This is a genomic window from Leclercia sp. LSNIH3, from assembly GCF_002935105.1.
GTDB lineage: Bacteria > Pseudomonadota > Gammaproteobacteria > Enterobacterales > Enterobacteriaceae > Enterobacter > Enterobacter adecarboxylatus.
In genome coordinates, this window is the sequence record NZ_CP026387.1 from 2,419,265 (window position 1) to 2,437,125 (window position 17,861).

A 17,861-nucleotide genomic window follows, 5' to 3' on the forward strand; every position below is an offset into this window, starting at 1 on the left:
GGGCCTACAGGTGGAGCCGTAGGGCGGGTTAGCGCCAGCGCCACCCGCCATCTTCGTCAAAAATATCCTGTTAGTACAGCGCTTTACCGCTGCTGTCTTTCACGTTGGTTTTCCATGCAGCACGAATCTGCTCAACCACGCTGTCCGGCAGGCTGGCGTAATCCAGGTCGTTAGCCTGTTTGCCGCCATTTTTGTATGCCCAGTCGAAGAACTTCAGCACTTCAGTGCCTTGCTCTGGTTTCTTCTGATCTTTATGAACCAGGATGAAGGTGGTGGAGGTGATTGGCCACGCGTCGTCACCTTTCTGGTTCGTCAGGTCCTGAGCGAAAGATTTGCTCCAGTCAGCGCCTTTAGCGGCGTTGGCAAAGTTCTCTTCCGTCGGGCTTACCGGTTTGCCATCAGCAGAGACCAGCTTGGTGTACGCCAGGTTGTTCTGCTTAGCGTAAGCGTATTCTACGTAGCCGATTGAGCCAGGCAGACGCTGTACGAAGGCGGCGATACCGTCGTTACCTTTACCACCCAGACCGGTTGGCCAGTTAACGGTAGAGCCGGAACCGACTTTGGATTTCCACTCTTCGTTCACTTTCGCCAGGTAGCTGGTGAAGACGAAGGAGGTACCGGAACCGTCAGCACGACGAACCACAGCGATGTTCTGCGAAGGCAATTTCACGCCCGGGTTCAGTTTAGTGATGGCTTCGTCATCCCATTTCTTGATTTTTCCGAGGTAGATATCACCCAGAGTTTTGCCATCCAGCACCAGCTCGCCGGACTTCAGGCCAGGGATATTCACGGCCAGCACAACACCACCGATAACGGTCGGGAACTGGAACAGGCCTTCCTGCGTCAGTTTTTCATCAGACAGCGGAGCGTCAGATGCACCGAAATCAACGGTATTTGCGGTAATTTGTTTAACGCCACCGGAGGAGCCGATACCCTGGTAGTTCACCTTGTTACCAGTCTCTTTCTGGTAGGTATCAGCCCATTTGGCATACACCGGCGCAGGGAAGGTTGCACCAGCACCAGTCAGGCTTGCCTCTGCAAACACAGAGAACGCGCTCATCGATAAGGTCGCGGCGACAACAGTTGCGACAGTGGTACGCATAACTTTCATAATGTCTCCTGCAAGATTTTCGTAAATCATTGTTTAGTGGCTACGATGAGCAAAATAGGACAAACAGGTGACAGACAAATGTACGAAATATGACAGTTTTATGACAGTGAAATTTGCGCCAGGAATTTAGCAAAATAATACTTTAATATCAGTAATTTACATAACAACATGACAGATTTTTTTCAGAAAAATTTTCTTTCTGTGACAAAGCAAAAAGTAGCTGAAGATGACAGATTGTCATATACGGAAGCGGGAAAAAACGGGTGAAAAAGCGAGCGGGGGCAGGTTAAAAAAGCTCCACCCGAAGGTGGAGCCTGAGGGAATTACTCTACGGTAACGGACTTCGCCAGGTTACGCGGCTGGTCAACGTCGGTGCCTTTAATCAGCGCCACGTGGTACGCCAGCAGTTGCAGCGGTACGGTATAGAAGATTGGCGCAATCACCTCTTCTACATGCGGCATCTCGATGATGTGCATGTTGTCGCTGCTGGTAAAGCCGGCATCCCGATCGGCGAAGACATACAGCACACCGCCACGGGCGCGCACCTCTTCGATGTTGGATTTCAGTTTTTCCAGCAGTTCGTTGTTAGGTGCCACCACGATAACCGGCATATCCGCGTCGATCAGCGCCAGCGGGCCGTGTTTCAGCTCGCCTGCGGCGTAGGCTTCCGCGTGAATGTAAGAGATCTCTTTGAGCTTCAGCGCGCCTTCCAGTGCGATTGGGTACTGATCGCCACGACCGAGGAACAGGGCATGATGCTTGTCGGAGAAATCTTCCGCCAGCGCTTCAATGCGTTTGTCCTGAGAGAGCATCTGCTCAATACGGCTCGGCAGTGCCTGCAGACCGTGAACGATGTCGTGCTCAATCGCCGCATCCTGGCCTTTCAGACGAGCCAGTTTCGCCACCAGCATCAGCAGAACCGTCAGTTGGGTGGTGAACGCTTTAGTTGAGGCCACACCGATTTCGGTGCCCGCTTTGGTCATCAGCGCCAGATCGGATTCACGCACCAGTGAGGAACCCGGTACGTTACAGATCGCCAGCGAACCGAGGTAACCCAGCTCTTTGGACAGACGCAGTGCCGCCAGGGTGTCAGCGGTTTCGCCGGACTGGGACAGGGTGATCATCAGGCTGTTACGGCGCACAGCTGATTTGCGATAGCGGAATTCAGAGGCGATTTCCACGTCGCACGGCACGCCAGCCAGGGCTTCAAACCAGTAGCGAGAAACCATACCGGAGTTGTAAGAGGTGCCGCAGGCCACGATCTGAATATGCTCGACGTTAGCCAGCATCTCGTTGGCGTTTGCCCCCAGCTCGCTCAGATCCACCTCACCATGGCTGATGCGCCCGGTCAGGGTGTTTTTGATGGCGTTAGGCTGTTCGTAGATCTCTTTCTGCATGTAGTGACGGTAAGCACCTTTGTCACCCGCGTCGTACTGCAGGCTGGATTCGATGTCCTGACGCTTCACCGGCTCGCCTGCTTTATCAAAGATCGTCACGTCGCGACGGGTCACTTCGGCAATGTCGCCCTCTTCCATGAAGATAAAGCGACGGGTCACCGGCAGCAGCGCCAGCTGATCGGAGGCGATAAAGTTCTCACCCATTCCCAGACCGATAACCATCGGGCTGCCCGAACGGGCTGCCAGCAGGGTGGACGGGTCGCGGCTGTCCATGATCACGGTGCCGTAGGCGCCGCGCAGCTGAGGGATAGCACGCAATACGGCTTCACGCAGCGTACCGCCCTGCGCCAGTTCCCAGTGAACCAGGTGGGCGATCACTTCGGTGTCAGTTTCAGAAACGAAGGTGTACCCGCGTGCAGTGAGTTCTTCGCGCAGCGGCTCGTGGTTTTCGATGATGCCGTTATGCACCACCACAATGTGTTCAGAGACATGCGGGTGCGCGTTGCCTTCCGAAGGTTCACCGTGGGTCGCCCAACGGGTATGGGCAATGCCTGTGCCGCCGTGCAGCGGGGTTTCTTCCGCGGCTTGTGCCAGCATGTTTACTTTACCGAGGCGACGCAGACGGGTCATGTGCCCTTCTGCATCGACCACTGCCAGACCGGCAGAGTCATAACCACGGTATTCCAGACGACGTAACCCTTCGAGAAGGATTTCAGCAATATCACGCTGCGCGACTGCGCCAACAATTCCACACATAGTTTTAGATTCCGAATAGAGGCTTTCGCCTGCGTTGTCGCTGACCTGTATGTGCCCTTTTTGGGCGCCCCGAGCCTTGTAGAGAGTGGGGTTATATTTATTAGATACTGCCTTTGGGCGGGGGATTATGTTATCCCCTCGCCCCAAATACCGCACGATCCTCTCTCCCCTTTAGGGAGCGAGTTAAGGTGAGGGGTAAATCTCTTACTTCTTCTTCACAGGGCGTTTCCAGCCCTGCTTATGAACCTGCGGCACACGGCTGATGACCAGCTCGTTTTCCGCGACATCGCGCGTAACGGTAGTGCCTGCGGCAATGGTTACACCGTTGCCGATAGTCACCGGCGCCACCAGCTGCGAATCGGATCCCACAAACACGTCGTCACCAATAATGGTCTTAAACTTGTTCGCGCCATCGTAGTTACAGGTGATCGTACCGGCACCGATATTTACGTTGTCGCCAATCTCTGCGTCGCCCAGATAGGTCAGATGCCCGGCTTTAGAGCCTTTGCCCAGACGCGCTTTTTTCATTTCGACGAAGTTGCCGACGTGTGCGCCTTCCAGCAGCTCTGCCCCTGGGCGCAGACGGGCGAATGGCCCGATCGTGCAGGCGGCTTCAAGGTGGGCATCTTCTACTACGCTGTAAGGGCTGATTTCACAATCGTCGCCAATCACGCTGTTTTTGATCACGCAACCGGTGCCAATTTTGACGCGGTTACCCAGCGTGACGTTGCCTTCCAGAATAACGTTAGTATCGATCTCGACGTCGCGCCCATGATTGAGCACCCCACGCAGATCGAAACGCGCCGGATCGCGCAGCATCACGCCCGCCAGCAGTAATTTTTCTGCCTGCTCGGCCTGATAAATACGCTCCAGGCGGGACAGCTGCAGACGGTTATTCACGCCATCCGTTTCGCTGATACGCGCCGGGTGAACGGCAGCAATTTCACGCCCTTCCTGATACGCCATCGCGATGATGTCGGTGATGTAGTATTCGCCCTGCGCATTGTTGTTGTTCAACTGCGACAGCCAGCGTTTCATGTCTGCGCCATTGGCGATCAGAATACCGGTATTAATTTCCTGGATTTCACGCTGTGCGTCGGTCGCATCTTTATGCTCAACGATGCCCGTCACTTTGCCGTTTTCACGGGTGATACGGCCATAACCGGAAGGATCGTCCAGCTTAACGGTCAGCAGACCAATACCGCCCTGCGGCTTCGCAGCACGCAGACGGGCCAGCGTCTCGACGGAGATCAATGGCACATCGCCGTAAAGCATCAGGATATCTTCATCGTCGGAGAAGAACGGTGCCGCCTGCTGCATAGCGTGACCGGTACCCAGCTGTTCTGCCTGTAGCACCCAGTTAAGATTGTCGTCACGCAGCGTCTGCTTCAGCAGATCGCCACCGTGGCCGTAGACCAGGTGGACCTGGCTGGCACCCATTTCATTAGCTGCATCAATAACATGCTGCACCATCGCTTTCCCTGCCAGGGTGTGCAGCACTTTTGGAAGATCGGAATACATGCGGGTGCCTTTGCCTGCGGCAAGAATGACCACGCTCATTGCATTGTTCAACATACACGTCCTGACTGTAATTTGAGTGAAAAGTAAAACCCTTTGGCGTTGAAAATTCTACATATTTTGCGCCATAAAATGGAGAGGCGGTAAAACAGGCAACCTCACCGGTTGCGGGCAGTTTAACGGTTCTTTTTACAGCAGAGTAAAGGACTTTGCCTATGGAATATAGCGTCCTTTAGAGAAGTCTCCAGCCCACACAGCATGTTAGCTATTCTTTCGCGTCATGAATAAAGCCCATCCTAATCAAAACGCTGTTTTAATTATTGAAATATGTGACATGTAAAAAAGAAACACCGTTTTATTCTGATGATAATAGCGCTCAATTATTACTCAGGAGAATAAGATGAAGTCTAAAATACCTCTGGCCCTGATGATGTGTAGCGCCTTTTCCGCAACGGCTAACGACCAGCCTCATATCTGGAAAGCCATTGCATTTGGGCAATCAACCGATGTGAATTTTTCTTCCAACGTGCTGCCCGAAAAAATTGGCGTCAATGATGTCACTATCGACGGCAAAAAACTTCTGCCGCAGGAGAGTGCCGATCTGGCAAAAGCGATTACGCTGGAGAGTCGTGGCGGAAAAATAGCTAACTCCCACGACGGATTAACCTTTTTCTATACCGAGCTACCGACAGACGAGAATTTCGTTTTACAGGCCAACATCCGGGTCGATCAGTTTGGACCTGAGAATGGTGCAAAACCTGCTGCACAGGAAGGCGCCGGGCTGCTGGTGCGCGATGTTCTCGGCAACCCGCGTCAACAGCCGCTGAAAACCGGTTATGAAGAGTTCCCGGCGGCGTCGAACCTGGTGATGAACGCTATCATGACCCAGGATAAAAAAGATCATCAGCGAGTGAAAATGCAGGCCATCACCCGCGAGGGGATTCGCCATCCGTGGGGCGATGCCGGGGCTGCGATTAAAAAACAGAGTTATAAAGAAGAGGTGGATCTGAGCCAGACCCCCGAGTTTCGCCTCAAACTCCAGCGAACGGACGACGGGTTTATTACCGCGTGGGCACCGCTGGGCAGCGACAACTGGGTGAGCAAGAGCGTGCCACGCGCCGATCTGATTTCGGTGCAAAACCAGGAGCACTATTACGTCGGCTTCTTCGCATCACGTAATGCCAAAATCACGGTCACCCAGGCCTCGCTGACGACGACCCCTGCCCATACCGTGACTTCAACGCCGTGGCAGGCAGAGCCGCTGCCGCTCATGGTGCAGCTGGCTTCCGGTAACGTCAGCGCTTCCGGGGATTACCTGTTGCAGGCGCGCGCCAATGAAGACGGGGTATTCAGCGTCCGGCAAAACGAAGTGGTGATCGGTAATGAGAAAGCGGTAAAAGCGGGAGAGATGTACACCCTGCCCACTCGTCTTGAGCAGACCAGCACCTTTACGGTGGCCTTTACCCCCTCTCAGGGCACGCCGGTAAATCAGCAGCTTACCGTGGAACGCGTCGCGAACAGGAATACGGCGCTTCTCTATGCCGCACCAGACGGCAAAGCAGATGCGAAAGGCACACTCGATGCGCCGCTGGATCTCGCCACTGCCATCGCGCTGCTGGCCCCTGGCGGTAAGCTGGTGCTGAAAAGCGGCGATTACCCTCGCAGCGAGATCCCACTCTCTGCCAGCGGCAGCCGCGATAAGATCAAAACGCTGCAGGCTGAGGGTAAAGTGGTGATCCATGGTCTGCTGCTCGACGCCAGTTACTGGCACATCGAGGGAATCGATGTCACGGACAAAAGCCTGCGGGTCCAGGGTAGCCATAACCTGATCGCGCGCGTCACGGCGTATCGCAATGACGACACAGGCATCCAGATATCATCCCCTGAGAAGATCGGTCGCCCGTTGTGGGCAAGCTATAACCGGGTGGTGGATTCTGAATCATATGCCAATGAAGATCCCGGCAAGATTAACGCCGATGGCTTTGCGGTGAAGATGCGGGTCGGGGAAGGTAACCGGCTGGAGAATTGCTATGCCCATGACAACGTCGACGACGGTTTTGATCTGTTCAATAAGATTGAAGATGGGGCAAACGGCGTGGTGGTGATTGAGAACTCGGTCGCCAGCAACAATACCAGTAACGGCTTCAAGCTTGGCGGGGAAGGGCAGCCAGTGGCACACCAGATCCGCAACAGCAAAGCGACGGGCAATCATCTGGACGGCTTCACCGATAACTTTAACCCGGGCAAGCTGGTGGTGGAGAACAACCTTGCGGTGGATAACCAGCGCTTCAACTATATCTTCCGCCCGAGTCCTTACGGAGACGTAACAACACAGGGGACGTTTACCGGCAACCTGTCGATCCGTAATCAGCCAGGTGAGTATGATGATGCGGTCGTGGGAAACATTGATAACACGAATTACTTTATCGTGAAGGGTAAAAGCGTGAATACAGACGGGAAGGTGTTAGACAAGACCCAGGTTAAGGCCCTGTAACCTGAGCGGCGCTTCGCTTATCGCACTACAGTAAGCGTGGCGCCACCCGGCAGGTCAGCAATTACAGATTGAACGTGCCGAAAGAGACGTTCATGTTGCTGAAGAGGGCGATGATTTTGTTGATGGTTTTCATGATGGCATCCTGATGTTTTTGGAGTTCAGTTATGTGACATTCATCACAAAAACGAGTCTACTCCTCAACATTTTGCCGATCAATCTTTTTGTGAGCTAAATCACAAAATAATAAAACATCGTTTTAGTTTCATTTTTAGTGAAACAGAGCCATAAAAAAAGCCAGCCTGGGATCCAGACTGGCTTTCGTACTTTCAAGCCGGTGTTACATCGCTTTTTTGGTCAACTCGATAACGCGCAGTTTCGCGATCGCTTTGGCCAGCTCTGCAGACGCCTGAGCGTAATCCACGTCGCCATGAGAGCTCTTAATGTGCTCTTCTGCTTTACGCTTCGCTTCCAGAGCTCGCGCTTCGTCGAGATCCTGGCCACGAATTGCGGTATCAGCCAGTACGGTCACGCTGCCAGGTTGCACTTCAATAATGCCACCAGACAGATAGATAAACTCTTCATGACCGAACTGTTTAACGATGCGGATCATACCAGGCTTAATGGCGGTGAGCAGCGGAGCGTGTCCCGGGAAAATACCCAGTTCACCTTCGCTACCCGTTACCTGGATTTTCTCGACCAGACCAGAGAACATTTGTTGCTCTGCGCTGACGACGTCCAGGTGGTAAGTCATTGCCATATCACCCTCCGATTAAGGCGTTAAAGTTTTTTGGCTTTTTCCACGGCTTCGTCGATGGAACCCACCATATAGAACGCCTGCTCCGGCAGGTGATCGTATTCGCCTTCCATGATGCCTTTAAAGCCACGGATGGTGTCTTTCAGCGCAACGTATTTGCCCGGGGAACCGGTAAATACTTCTGCTACGAAGAATGGCTGGGACAGGAAGCGCTGGATCTTACGTGCGCGTGCTACCACCAGTTTGTCTTCTTCAGACAGTTCATCCATACCCAGGATGGCGATGATGTCTTTCAGTTCCTGATAACGCTGCAGCAGGGACTGTACGCCACGCGCGGTGTCGTAGTGTTCCTGACCTACTACCAGTGGATCCAGCTGACGGCTGGTGGAGTCCAGCGGGTCAACGGCCGGGTAGATACCCAGAGACGCGATCTGACGGCTCAGTACCACGGTTGCATCTAAGTGAGCAAAGGTGGTGGCTGGTGATGGGTCAGTCAAGTCATCCGCAGGTACGTATACCGCCTGAACGGAGGTGATAGAACCGGTTTTGGTAGAGGTGATACGTTCCTGCAGAACACCCATCTCTTCCGCCAGGGTCGGCTGGTAGCCTACTGCTGATGGCATACGACCCAGCAGTGCGGATACTTCCGTACCGGCCAGGGTGTAACGGTAGATGTTGTCAACGAACAGCAGTACGTCACGACCTTCGTCACGGAACTTCTCAGCCATGGTCAGGCCGGTCAGCGCAACGCGCAGACGGTTTCCTGGTGGCTCGTTCATCTGGCCGTAAACCAGGGATACTTTGTCCAGAACGTTAGAGTCGGTCATTTCGTGGTAGAAGTCGTTACCCTCACGAGTACGCTCACCCACGCCTGCAAACACGGAGTAACCGGAGTGCTCGATCGCGATGTTACGGATCAGCTCCATCATGTTTACGGTTTTACCTACACCCGCACCGCCGAACAGACCAACTTTACCGCCCTTCGCGAACGGACACATCAGGTCGATAACTTTGATGCCGGTTTCCAGCAGTTCCTGAGAGCTGGACAGCTCTTCATAGGAAGGTGCTGAACGGTGGATAGCCCAACGTTCTTCTTCGCCGATGTCGCCTTTCATGTCGATCGGCTGACCCAGGACGTTCATGATACGGCCCAGGGTTGCTTTACCTACTGGTACTTCGATTGGGTGCTCGAGGTCTTTAACTTCCAGACCACGACGCAGACCGTCGGAAGAACCCATGGCGATGGTACGCACAATACCGCCGCCGAGCTGCTGCTGAACTTCCAGCACCAGGCTCTCATTACCATTCTGAACCTCAAGAGCATCGTACACGCGCGGTACGGCATCCTGAGGGAATTCGACGTCAACCACGGCGCCGATTACCTGGACAATTTTTCCAGTAGCCATCTTGAATCCTCTACGAATTAACCTGGTTATACCGCGGATGCACCACCGACGATCTCGGTGAGTTCCTGAGTAATGCTGGCCTGACGAGCTTTGTTGTATACCAACTGCAGCTCTTTAATCAGGCTGCCGCCATTGTCGGTCGCGGCTTTCATCGCCACCATACGTGCGGCCTGCTCGCTGGCCAGGTTTTCTACCACGCCCTGATAAACCTGGGATTCAACATAACGACGCAGCAGGGTATCCAGCAGCGGTTTTGGATCCGGTTCATACAGGTAATCCCAGGCTTTATGCTTCAACTCTGGCTCGTCTGATGCCGGTAATGGCAGCAGCTGAGTGATGGTTGGAGCCTGAGACATGGTGTTAATAAATTTGTTGCTGACAACGTACAGCCTGTCCAGACGGCCTTCATCATAGGCCTGCAACATCACTTTTACCGGGCCGATCAGCTCGGACAGGGACGGGTTATCACCCATACCGGTCACCTGGGCGACAATATTGCCACCTACGGAATTGAAGAAAGAGACGCCCTTAGAGCCGATCATCGCGATATCGCTCTGAACGCCTTTATCGGACCATGCTTTCATATCCGCCAGCAGCTTTTTGAACAGGTTAATGTTCAAGCCACCGCACAAACCACGGTCGGTAGACACCACCAGGTAGCCCACGCGTTTAACGTCGCGTTCTTCCAGGTAAGGGTGCTTATATTCCAGATTACCGCTCGCAAGGTGACCAATCACTTTGCGCATGGTATCTGCATAAGGACGGCTGGCCGCCATACGCTCCTGCGATTTACGCATTTTGGAAGCGGCGACCATCTCCATCGCTTTAGTGATCTTTTGCGTGTTCTGGACGCTTGCGATCTTACTACGTATCTCTTTTGCGCCGGCCATGAGCTTCTCCTCAATGCCTTGCGGTCTGCCCTAAGACAGACCGCCAGACGTTACCAGGACTGGGTTGCTTTGAAGGAATCGAGCAGGCTCTTCAGCTTGCCTTCGATTTCATCGTTATAGCCACCGGACTGGTTGATCTCTTGCATTAACGGAGCGTGGTCACGGTCAGCGTAAGCCAGCAGAGCGGCTTCGAAGCTACCGATTTTCGCCAGTTCTACATCTCCCAGATAACCACGTTCTGCTGCGAACAGTACCAGACCCTGCTGTGCTACTGACATAGGGGCATACTGTTTCTGTTTCAGCAGTTCAGTCACTTTCTGACCGTGGTCCAGCTGTTTACGGGTTGCATCGTCAAGGTCGGATGCAAACTGGGAGAACGCAGCCAGTTCACGATACTGTGCCAGCGCGGTACGGATACCACCGGACAGTTTCTTGATGATCTTGGTCTGCGCTGCGCCACCAACACGGGATACAGAGATACCCGGGTTAACTGCCGGACGAATACCGGAGTTAAACAGGTTGGTTTCCAGGAAGATCTGACCATCGGTAATGGAGATTACGTTGGTCGGAACGAACGCAGAAACGTCACCCGCCTGGGTTTCGATGATTGGCAGTGCGGTCAGAGAACCGGTCTGGCCTTTCACTTCACCTTTAGTGAAGTTCTCAACGTATTCCGCGTTAACGCGGGATGCACGCTCCAGCAGACGGGAGTGCAGATAGAATACGTCGCCCGGGAATGCTTCACGTCCTGGTGGACGACGGAGCAGCAGGGAAACCTGACGGTATGCAACGGCCTGTTTAGACAGGTCATCATAAACGATCAGTGCATCTTCACCGCGGTCACGGAAGTATTCGCCCATTGCGCAACCGGCATACGGTGCCAGGTATTGCAGTGCAGCAGATTCAGAAGCGGTTGCCACAACAACGATGGTGTTAGCCAGCGCGCCGTGCTCTTCCAGTTTACGAACCACGTTAGAAATGGTGGACGCTTTCTGGCCGATAGCCACGTACACACATTTGATGCCGGAATCACGCTGGTTGATGATCGCATCGATTGCCATCGCGGTTTTACCGGTCTGACGGTCACCGATGATCAGCTCACGCTGGCCACGGCCGATTGGGATCATGGCATCAACGGATTTATAACCGGTCTGCACAGGCTGGTCGACTGACTGACGGTCGATTACGCCCGGTGCGATAACTTCGATTGGCGAGAAGCCATCGTTATCAACCGGACCTTTACCGTCGATTGGCGCACCCAGGGTGTTCACCACGCGACCCAGCAGGCCGCGGCCAACTGGAACTTCAAGAATACGGCCAGTACACTTAACCTTCATGCCTTCGGCGAGGTCAGCGTAAGGACCCATCACAACTGCACCTACGGAGTCGCGCTCCAGGTTCAGTGCGATAGCGTAACGGTTACCCGGCAGGGAGATCATTTCACCCTGCATACAATCGGCCAGGCCGTGGATGCGGATAACACCGTCGCTTACAGAAACAATAGTACCTTCGTTGTGAGCTTCACTCACAACACTGAACTGAGCAATGCGCTGCTTGATCAGTTCGCTGATTTCGGTGGAATTCAGTTGCATGCTCCAGTCCCCTTAAGACTGCAAGACGTCTGCAAGGCGCTCAAGACGGCCGCGTACGCTGCCATCAATGACCATATCACCCGCACGGATGATTACGCCCGCCATTACAGACTTATCGATATTGCAATTCAGCTTCACTTTGCGTGACAGACGTTTTTCCATCGCGGCGGTGATTTTCGCAAGCTGTTCGTTACTCAGCTCAGTCGCAGAAGTTACGTGAACTTCAACGGTGGCTTCACTGAGGGCACGCAAGTGCTCGAACTGCTCAAGAACATCCGGGAGCGCTTTCAGACGACCATTTTCTGCCATAACCCGAATCAGGTTCTGACCGTTGGTGTCCAGCTGCTCACCGCAAATGGCGATGAACGAACTGGCGAGGGTTTCCGGTGCCAGTGCACCCGAAAGCATCTCAGCCATATGTTCGTTTTTCGTTACCTCAGCGGCAAACGCCAGCATGTTCTGCCAGCGATCGACATTTTGGTGTTCGATAGCAAAGTCAAAAGCTGCTTTGGCGTAGGGGCGAGCTACCGTAACAAATTCAGACATCAGCCCCTCCCTCCTTACAGTTCAGCGACAAGTTTGTCCACGATGTCGCTGTTAGCAGCTTCATCCACGGAACGTTCGATGATCTTCTCGGCGCCAGCAACAGCCAGAATCGCGACCTGCTTACGCAGCTCTTCGCGAGCACGTTTACGCTCGGCATCAATTTCTGCCTGCGCTTGCGTCACGATTTTAGTACGTTCCTGTTCTGCTTCAGCTTTCGCTTCGTCCAGGATCTGAGAACGACGTTTGTTCGCCTGTTCGATGATTACCTGAGCTTCCGCTTTCGCTTTTTTCAGCTGGTCGGTCGCGTTGGCCTGTGCAAGGTCCAAATCTTTCTTAGCGCGTTCTGCAGAAGCCAGTCCGTCAGAAATTTCTTTCTGACGTTTTTCGATGGCTGCCATTAAAGGCGGCCATACGTACTTCATGCAGAACCAGACAAAGATAACAAACGCGATGGCCTGGCCGAGGATTGTTGCGTTCATGTTCACAGCACAATACCTCTTTAAATTTACAACTGTGGCTTAGGGTTTAAATCTACTTACTACGCGACAGCAAACATCACGTACAGACCCAGACCTACAGCGATCATCGGGATAGCATCCACCAGACCCATAACGATAAAGAACTGAGTACGCAGCAGAGGAATCAGATCCGGTTGACGCGCTGCGCCTTCCAGGAATTTGCCCCCGAGGATGCCGATACCGATCGCAGCACCGATCGCCGCCAGACCCATCATCACAGCGGCAGCCATGTACAGCAGATCCATATTCAGGTTTTCCATGACAGTCTCCAGTTTGTTTCAGTTAAAACGTAGTAGTGTTGGTAAAGAATCAGTGCTCTTCAGACGCCATCGACAGATAGACAATCGTCAGAACCATGAAGATAAAGGCTTGCAGCGTAATGATCAGGATGTGGAAAATGGCCCATGGCACATTCAGAACCCACTGTGACCACCACGGCAGAAGACCCGCGATCAGAATGAAAATCAGCTCACCCGCATACATGTTGCCGAACAGTCGCAGACCGAGAGAAATCGGTTTGGACAGCAGGCTAACGCCTTCCAGGATCAGGTTGATCGGAATAAACGCCCAGTGGTTGAACGGCTGCAAGGTAAGCTCTTTCACGAAGCCGCCTACACCTTTCATTTTGATGCTGTAGAAAAGAATCAGGATGAATACGCCCAGTGCCATAGACAGGGTGATGTTCACGTCAGCAGACGGCACCACACGCAGGGCAGGCAGACCGAAGATATGCTCGCCGATAAACGGCAGCAGGTCGATCGGCAGCAGGTCCATCAGGTTCATCAGGAAGACCCATACAAAGACGGTCAGCGCCAGCGGTGCAATCACCTTGCTCTTGCCGTGGTACATGTCTTTGACGCTGCCATGGACGAAGCCAATGATCATTTCGATGAAGGTCTGGAATTTTCCTGGAACGCCGCTGGTTGCACGTTTGGCAACGCCGCGGAAAATGGCCAGGAACAACAGACCCAGTGCCACCGAGAAGAACATGGAGTCGATATTGATCGTCCAGAAGGTGGCTGGGGGGTTATGCGGATCCACCAGCGAGAATGTACGCAGGTCCAACTGAAGGTTGTTCAGATGGTGACCTATGTAATCCTGCGGCGTCATATTTTCTGAAGCCATGATGCCTTTTACCCTTTGTTATTGATTACAGCTGGCGCCAGAACTTGTACCACCAGCACCAAAACCCACGTCACTATCAGCGGCAGAAATACCACTTTAAAAACAGCCAGCGCCATCACCAGAAGGACAAAGGTCAGCAACACCTTACACACTTCGCCCAGAGCGAAGGACCAGGCCATGCGGCCTTTGGCAGGTGTATGCGCCTGATGACGCCAGGCAAAAATCATAAACAACATATTCGGCACAACGACTGCCAAACCTCCGCTTACCGCAGAGATGCCCCAGAAGGGGTCTTTGAGGCAGAACAGCAATCCGCTTGCTATCACCGCCAGAAACTGAATGAACAGAAGCTTACGAGCAACGTTTCGACTCAAGAGCGACACAGACATCACGTTTTTACTCCTGCTCACTTCGAGGTATGTCGCGTGTCGTATAAAACTTCCTTTAAGGCTCAGAGTCAAGCAGCAAAAAGCGGTCAAATTATACGGTGCGGCCTCGTGATTTCAAACAATAAGTAGCGAAAAGGTGAATAAATGTTTAAATATTTTTCCCCGGCGCTATTTCTTAACTTTTCGTCAAACTGTGAATGACTCGTCAAAACTGCAAACCACGCGGAAACGTTGGCGATAAAGCGTGCACGAGATCACAAAATACACATTTACGATAAGGTTGAATAAATTAATTCAGTAAATCGTTATATTTCATCTTTTTGATATTACAGAGTAATTTCGGTAACTATTTTCAAAACAGCCCTGTATACATCGGAAACCTTTTATTGACATTTATAATAAATATTTAACATTGCAATCTGGTTACCCGATCCTACTTTTAGCAAGCTGATATTTTCAAAGTTTATTATATTGTGGGTTAACTACACCCTCACGTTAACCCAAAGAAAATCCATAGTAAAAAAGCGGTTAAATTAAGACTGTCTATTTCTTAATCGGCCGCCCGCTTTTTAACATACTATGAACAGCACAAATTCCACATTTTTTATTATTATTTTAAAAATTGTTTGGCTTAACGATCACCAGGTGGCGCTCACCTTCCAGCTGTGGAACACGCAATTTGATGGCAGACTCCACGGTGAACCCTTCCGGCAATTGCGCGATTTCGTCTTCCGGCAGTATCCCTTTCAGGGCATAGAATCGTCCGTTCTGCGCAGGCAGATGCTTGCACCAGCTGATCATGTCATTGAGTGAAGCAAACGCCCGGCTGATCACGCCGTCGAACGGCGGCTCGGCAGGAAACTCCTCTACCCTACTCTGCACCGGATGGATATTTTCCAGCTTCAGTTCATGCTGAACCTGGCGCAGGAAGCGCACACGCTTACCCAGGCTGTCCAGCAGCGTGAACTGGCACTCAGGACGCACGATTGAGAGCGGGATACCTGGCAGGCCAGGGCCGGTGCCGACATCGATAAACCGCTCACCCTGGAGGTGAGGAGCTACCACGATGCTGTCGAGAATATGACGCACCAGCATCTCATTCGGGTCGCGAACCGAGGTGAGGTTATAGGCCTTGTTCCATTTGTGCAGCATATCGACATACCCCACCAGCTGATTTTTCTGGTGATCGGTGAGCGAAATACCGGCTTGATCCAGCAGACGAGTGAGTTTGTTGAGCACGGTGAATACCTGTTTAAAAAGAATTGCCCGGTAGCGCTACCGCTTACCGGGCCGACGAAATGTTTGGCGGGGATTACGCACTGCGGCGCAACATACCCTGTTTTTTCAGCCAGACCAGCAGAATGGAGATGGCCGCAGGCGTAACGCCAGAAATACGTGAAGCCTGGCCGATCGACACAGGTTTGTGATCGTTCAGCTTCGCGATCACTTCGTTGGAAAGACCCGACACCTGACGATAGTCCAGCATTTCCGGCAGCAGCGTATTTTCGTTGCGCTGCTGTTTCTCGATCTCATCCTGCTGACGGGCGATATAGCCTTCGTATTTCACCTGGATTTCGACCTGCTCGGCAGCCTGTACGTCGTCCAGACCCGGCGCGAACGGTGTCATCTGGATCAGCTGGTCGTAGGTCATCTCCGGGCGACGGAGCAGATCTTCGCCGCTGGCTTCACGGGACAGCGGTGCAGACAGGTGAGCATTCACTTCGTCTACAGATTCGGTGGTTGGGTTAACCCAGGTGGACTTCAGGCGCTGACGTTCGCGCTCGATGTTTTCCAGCTTCTCGTTGAAACGCGCCCAGCGCGCATCATCCACCAGCCCCAGCTCACGACCAATTTCGGTCAGGCGCAGATCGGCGTTGTCTTCACGCAGCATCAGACGATATTCCGCACGAGAGGTAAACATACGGTACGGCTCTTTGGTGCCCAGGGTGCAGAGGTCGTCCACCAGCACGCCCAGGTAAGCCTGAGAACGACCCGGCGCCCAGCCCTCTTTCTCGGCAGAGAAGCGGGCAGCGTTAAGACCTGCCAGCAGTCCTTGCGCGGCAGCTTCTTCGTAACCGGTGGTGCCGTTGATCTGGCCTGCGAAGAACAGCCCGTGGATAAATTTGCTTTCCAGGGTCGGCTTCAGGTCACGCGGATCGAAGAAGTCGTACTCAATGGCATAGCCAGGACGGACGATCTTCGCATTTTCCATCCCCTGCATCGAACGGACGATCTGCATCTGTACGTCGAAAGGCAGGCTGGTGGAAATACCGTTCGGGTAGATCTCGTTGGAGGTCAGCCCCTCCGGCTCGAGGAAGATCTGGTGCTGGTTACGATCGGCAAAGCGCATCACCTTGTCTTCGATCGACGGGCAATAGCGTGGGCCGATCCCTTCGATCACCCCGGCATACATCGGGCTGCGATCGAGGTTACTGCGGATCACATCATGGGTTTTCTCGTTGGTGTGCGTGACATAGCACGGCACCTGACGCGGATGTTGAGCCACGTTGCCCATGAACGAGAAGACCGGCATCGGATTGTCGCCATGCTGTTGTGCCAGCACGCTGAAATCAATGGTACGGGCGTCGATACGTGGTGGCGTGCCGGTTTTCAGGCGGCTGACGCGCAGCGGCAGCTCGCGCAGACGGCGCGACAGCGGAATGGACGGCGGATCGCCAGCACGGCCACCGCTGTAGTTATCCAGTCCGATATGAATTTTGCCATCGAGGAAGGTCCCGACGGTCAGCACGACGGCTTTAGCGCGGAACTTCAGACCCATCTGGGTCACAGCCCCAACAACACGATCGTTCTCGACGATCAGATCCTCAACCGCCTGCTGGAAGATCATCAGGTTCGGCTGATTCTCCAGGGCAGTACGCACCGCCTGACGATAGAGCACACGGTCTGCCTGTGCACGGGTGGCACGAACGGCAGGGCCTTTGCTCGCGTTTAGTATCCTAAACTGGATGCCGGCATGATCGATCGCGGTTGCCATCAGGCCGCCAAGCGCATCCACTTCTTTTACCAGGTGTCCTTTCCCAATGCCGCCAATCGCCGGATTACAGGACATCTGTCCTAGCGTGTCGATATTGTGTGTCAAAAGCAGGGTCTGTTGACCCATTCGCGCCGCGGCCATTGCGGCCTCGGTGCCTGCATGACCCCCGCCAATGATGATGACGTCAAAAGGATCCTGATAAAACATGGTGGTCTGCCTCGCGTAAAGCGGTAAGAAAATGGATTGAAGCCCGGGCCGTGGATTCTACTCAACTTTAGTCGTTCGAGAAAGCACTGGGATCCTGGCTATTAAAAAGAAGATCTTTTTATTTAGAGATCTGTTTTATTGTGATCTCTTATTAGGATCGCGG

Annotated in this window: 15 protein-coding genes; 1 reads left to right on the forward strand and 14 read right to left on the reverse strand. The window is 53.3% G+C overall.

Going from position 1 to position 17,861, the window contains the following annotated elements:
* Positions 1-70: 70 nt before the first annotated feature.
* From pstS to glmU, 3 genes are all read right to left on the reverse strand, one after another.
* On the reverse strand, positions 71-1,111 hold the full coding sequence (gene pstS / locus C3F35_RS11725) for a phosphate ABC transporter substrate-binding protein PstS (RefSeq protein WP_032615514.1): 1,041 nt from the start codon (positions 1,109-1,111) through the stop codon (positions 71-73).
* 323 nt (positions 1,112-1,434) lie between these two features.
* Positions 1,435-3,264, reverse strand: a complete 1,830-nt coding sequence (gene glmS / locus C3F35_RS11730; RefSeq protein WP_032615513.1) for a glutamine--fructose-6-phosphate transaminase (isomerizing) — start codon at positions 3,262-3,264, stop codon at positions 1,435-1,437.
* Between the two features lie 204 nt (positions 3,265-3,468).
* Positions 3,469-4,839 carry a bifunctional UDP-N-acetylglucosamine diphosphorylase/glucosamine-1-phosphate N-acetyltransferase GlmU gene (gene glmU / locus C3F35_RS11735; protein WP_032615512.1) on the reverse strand — a complete coding sequence of 457 codons (1,371 nt, stop codon included), beginning with the start codon at positions 4,837-4,839 and terminating at the stop codon, positions 3,469-3,471.
* Positions 4,840-5,182: 343 nt separating this feature from the next.
* Between glmU and C3F35_RS11740 the strand changes: the two genes are divergently transcribed.
* Positions 5,183-7,276 (forward strand): right-handed parallel beta-helix repeat-containing protein, encoded by a 2,094-nt coding sequence (locus tag C3F35_RS11740; RefSeq protein WP_103793418.1) that lies wholly within the window; start codon positions 5,183-5,185, stop codon positions 7,274-7,276.
* 337 nt (positions 7,277-7,613) lie between these two features.
* Here C3F35_RS11740 and C3F35_RS11745 read toward each other — a convergent pair whose 3' ends face one another.
* The 11 genes from C3F35_RS11745 to mnmG all read right to left on the reverse strand — a co-directional run bounded on the left by C3F35_RS11745 (position 7,614) and on the right by mnmG (position 17,698).
* Positions 7,614-8,033 carry a F0F1 ATP synthase subunit epsilon gene (locus C3F35_RS11745; RefSeq protein ID WP_032615508.1) on the reverse strand — a complete coding sequence of 140 codons (420 nt, stop codon included), beginning with the start codon at positions 8,031-8,033 and terminating at the stop codon, positions 7,614-7,616.
* A gap of 20 nt (positions 8,034-8,053) precedes the next feature.
* Positions 8,054-9,436: a F0F1 ATP synthase subunit beta gene (atpD, locus tag C3F35_RS11750; protein WP_032615506.1), complete on the reverse strand. Its 1,383-nt coding sequence runs from the start codon at positions 9,434-9,436 to the stop codon at positions 8,054-8,056.
* A 26-nt stretch (positions 9,437-9,462) separates the two neighbouring features.
* Positions 9,463-10,326 carry a F0F1 ATP synthase subunit gamma gene (gene atpG, locus C3F35_RS11755; RefSeq protein WP_032615504.1) on the reverse strand — a complete coding sequence of 288 codons (864 nt, stop codon included), beginning with the start codon at positions 10,324-10,326 and terminating at the stop codon, positions 9,463-9,465.
* Between the two features lie 50 nt (positions 10,327-10,376).
* Positions 10,377-11,918, reverse strand: coding sequence for a F0F1 ATP synthase subunit alpha (gene atpA / locus C3F35_RS11760; protein ID WP_032615502.1), 1,542 nt, complete (start codon positions 11,916-11,918; stop codon positions 10,377-10,379).
* A gap of 12 nt (positions 11,919-11,930) precedes the next feature.
* The gene (gene atpH, locus C3F35_RS11765; RefSeq protein ID WP_032615500.1) at positions 11,931-12,464 is read right to left on the reverse strand and encodes a F0F1 ATP synthase subunit delta; all 534 of its coding nucleotides are present in this window, start codon (positions 12,462-12,464) and stop codon (positions 11,931-11,933) included.
* A gap of 14 nt (positions 12,465-12,478) precedes the next feature.
* Complete coding sequence (gene atpF, locus C3F35_RS11770) at positions 12,479-12,949, reverse strand: F0F1 ATP synthase subunit B (protein ID WP_032615498.1); 471 nt, start codon at positions 12,947-12,949, stop codon at positions 12,479-12,481.
* A gap of 53 nt (positions 12,950-13,002) precedes the next feature.
* On the reverse strand, positions 13,003-13,242 hold the full coding sequence (atpE, locus tag C3F35_RS11775) for a F0F1 ATP synthase subunit C (RefSeq protein WP_000429386.1): 240 nt from the start codon (positions 13,240-13,242) through the stop codon (positions 13,003-13,005).
* A 49-nt stretch (positions 13,243-13,291) separates the two neighbouring features.
* Positions 13,292-14,107, reverse strand: a complete 816-nt coding sequence (atpB, locus tag C3F35_RS11780; protein ID WP_032615496.1) for a F0F1 ATP synthase subunit A — start codon at positions 14,105-14,107, stop codon at positions 13,292-13,294.
* 8 nt (positions 14,108-14,115) lie between these two features.
* A complete protein-coding gene (gene atpI / locus C3F35_RS11785; protein WP_059306914.1) occupies positions 14,116-14,496 on the reverse strand; it encodes a F0F1 ATP synthase subunit I in 381 nt (126 codons plus the stop codon).
* 615 nt (positions 14,497-15,111) lie between these two features.
* Positions 15,112-15,735: a 16S rRNA (guanine(527)-N(7))-methyltransferase RsmG gene (gene rsmG, locus C3F35_RS11790; RefSeq protein WP_032615492.1), complete on the reverse strand. Its 624-nt coding sequence runs from the start codon at positions 15,733-15,735 to the stop codon at positions 15,112-15,114.
* Positions 15,736-15,808: 73 nt separating this feature from the next.
* Positions 15,809-17,698: a tRNA uridine-5-carboxymethylaminomethyl(34) synthesis enzyme MnmG gene (gene mnmG, locus C3F35_RS11795; protein WP_032615490.1), complete on the reverse strand. Its 1,890-nt coding sequence runs from the start codon at positions 17,696-17,698 to the stop codon at positions 15,809-15,811.
* Positions 17,699-17,861: the final 163 nt, after the last annotated feature.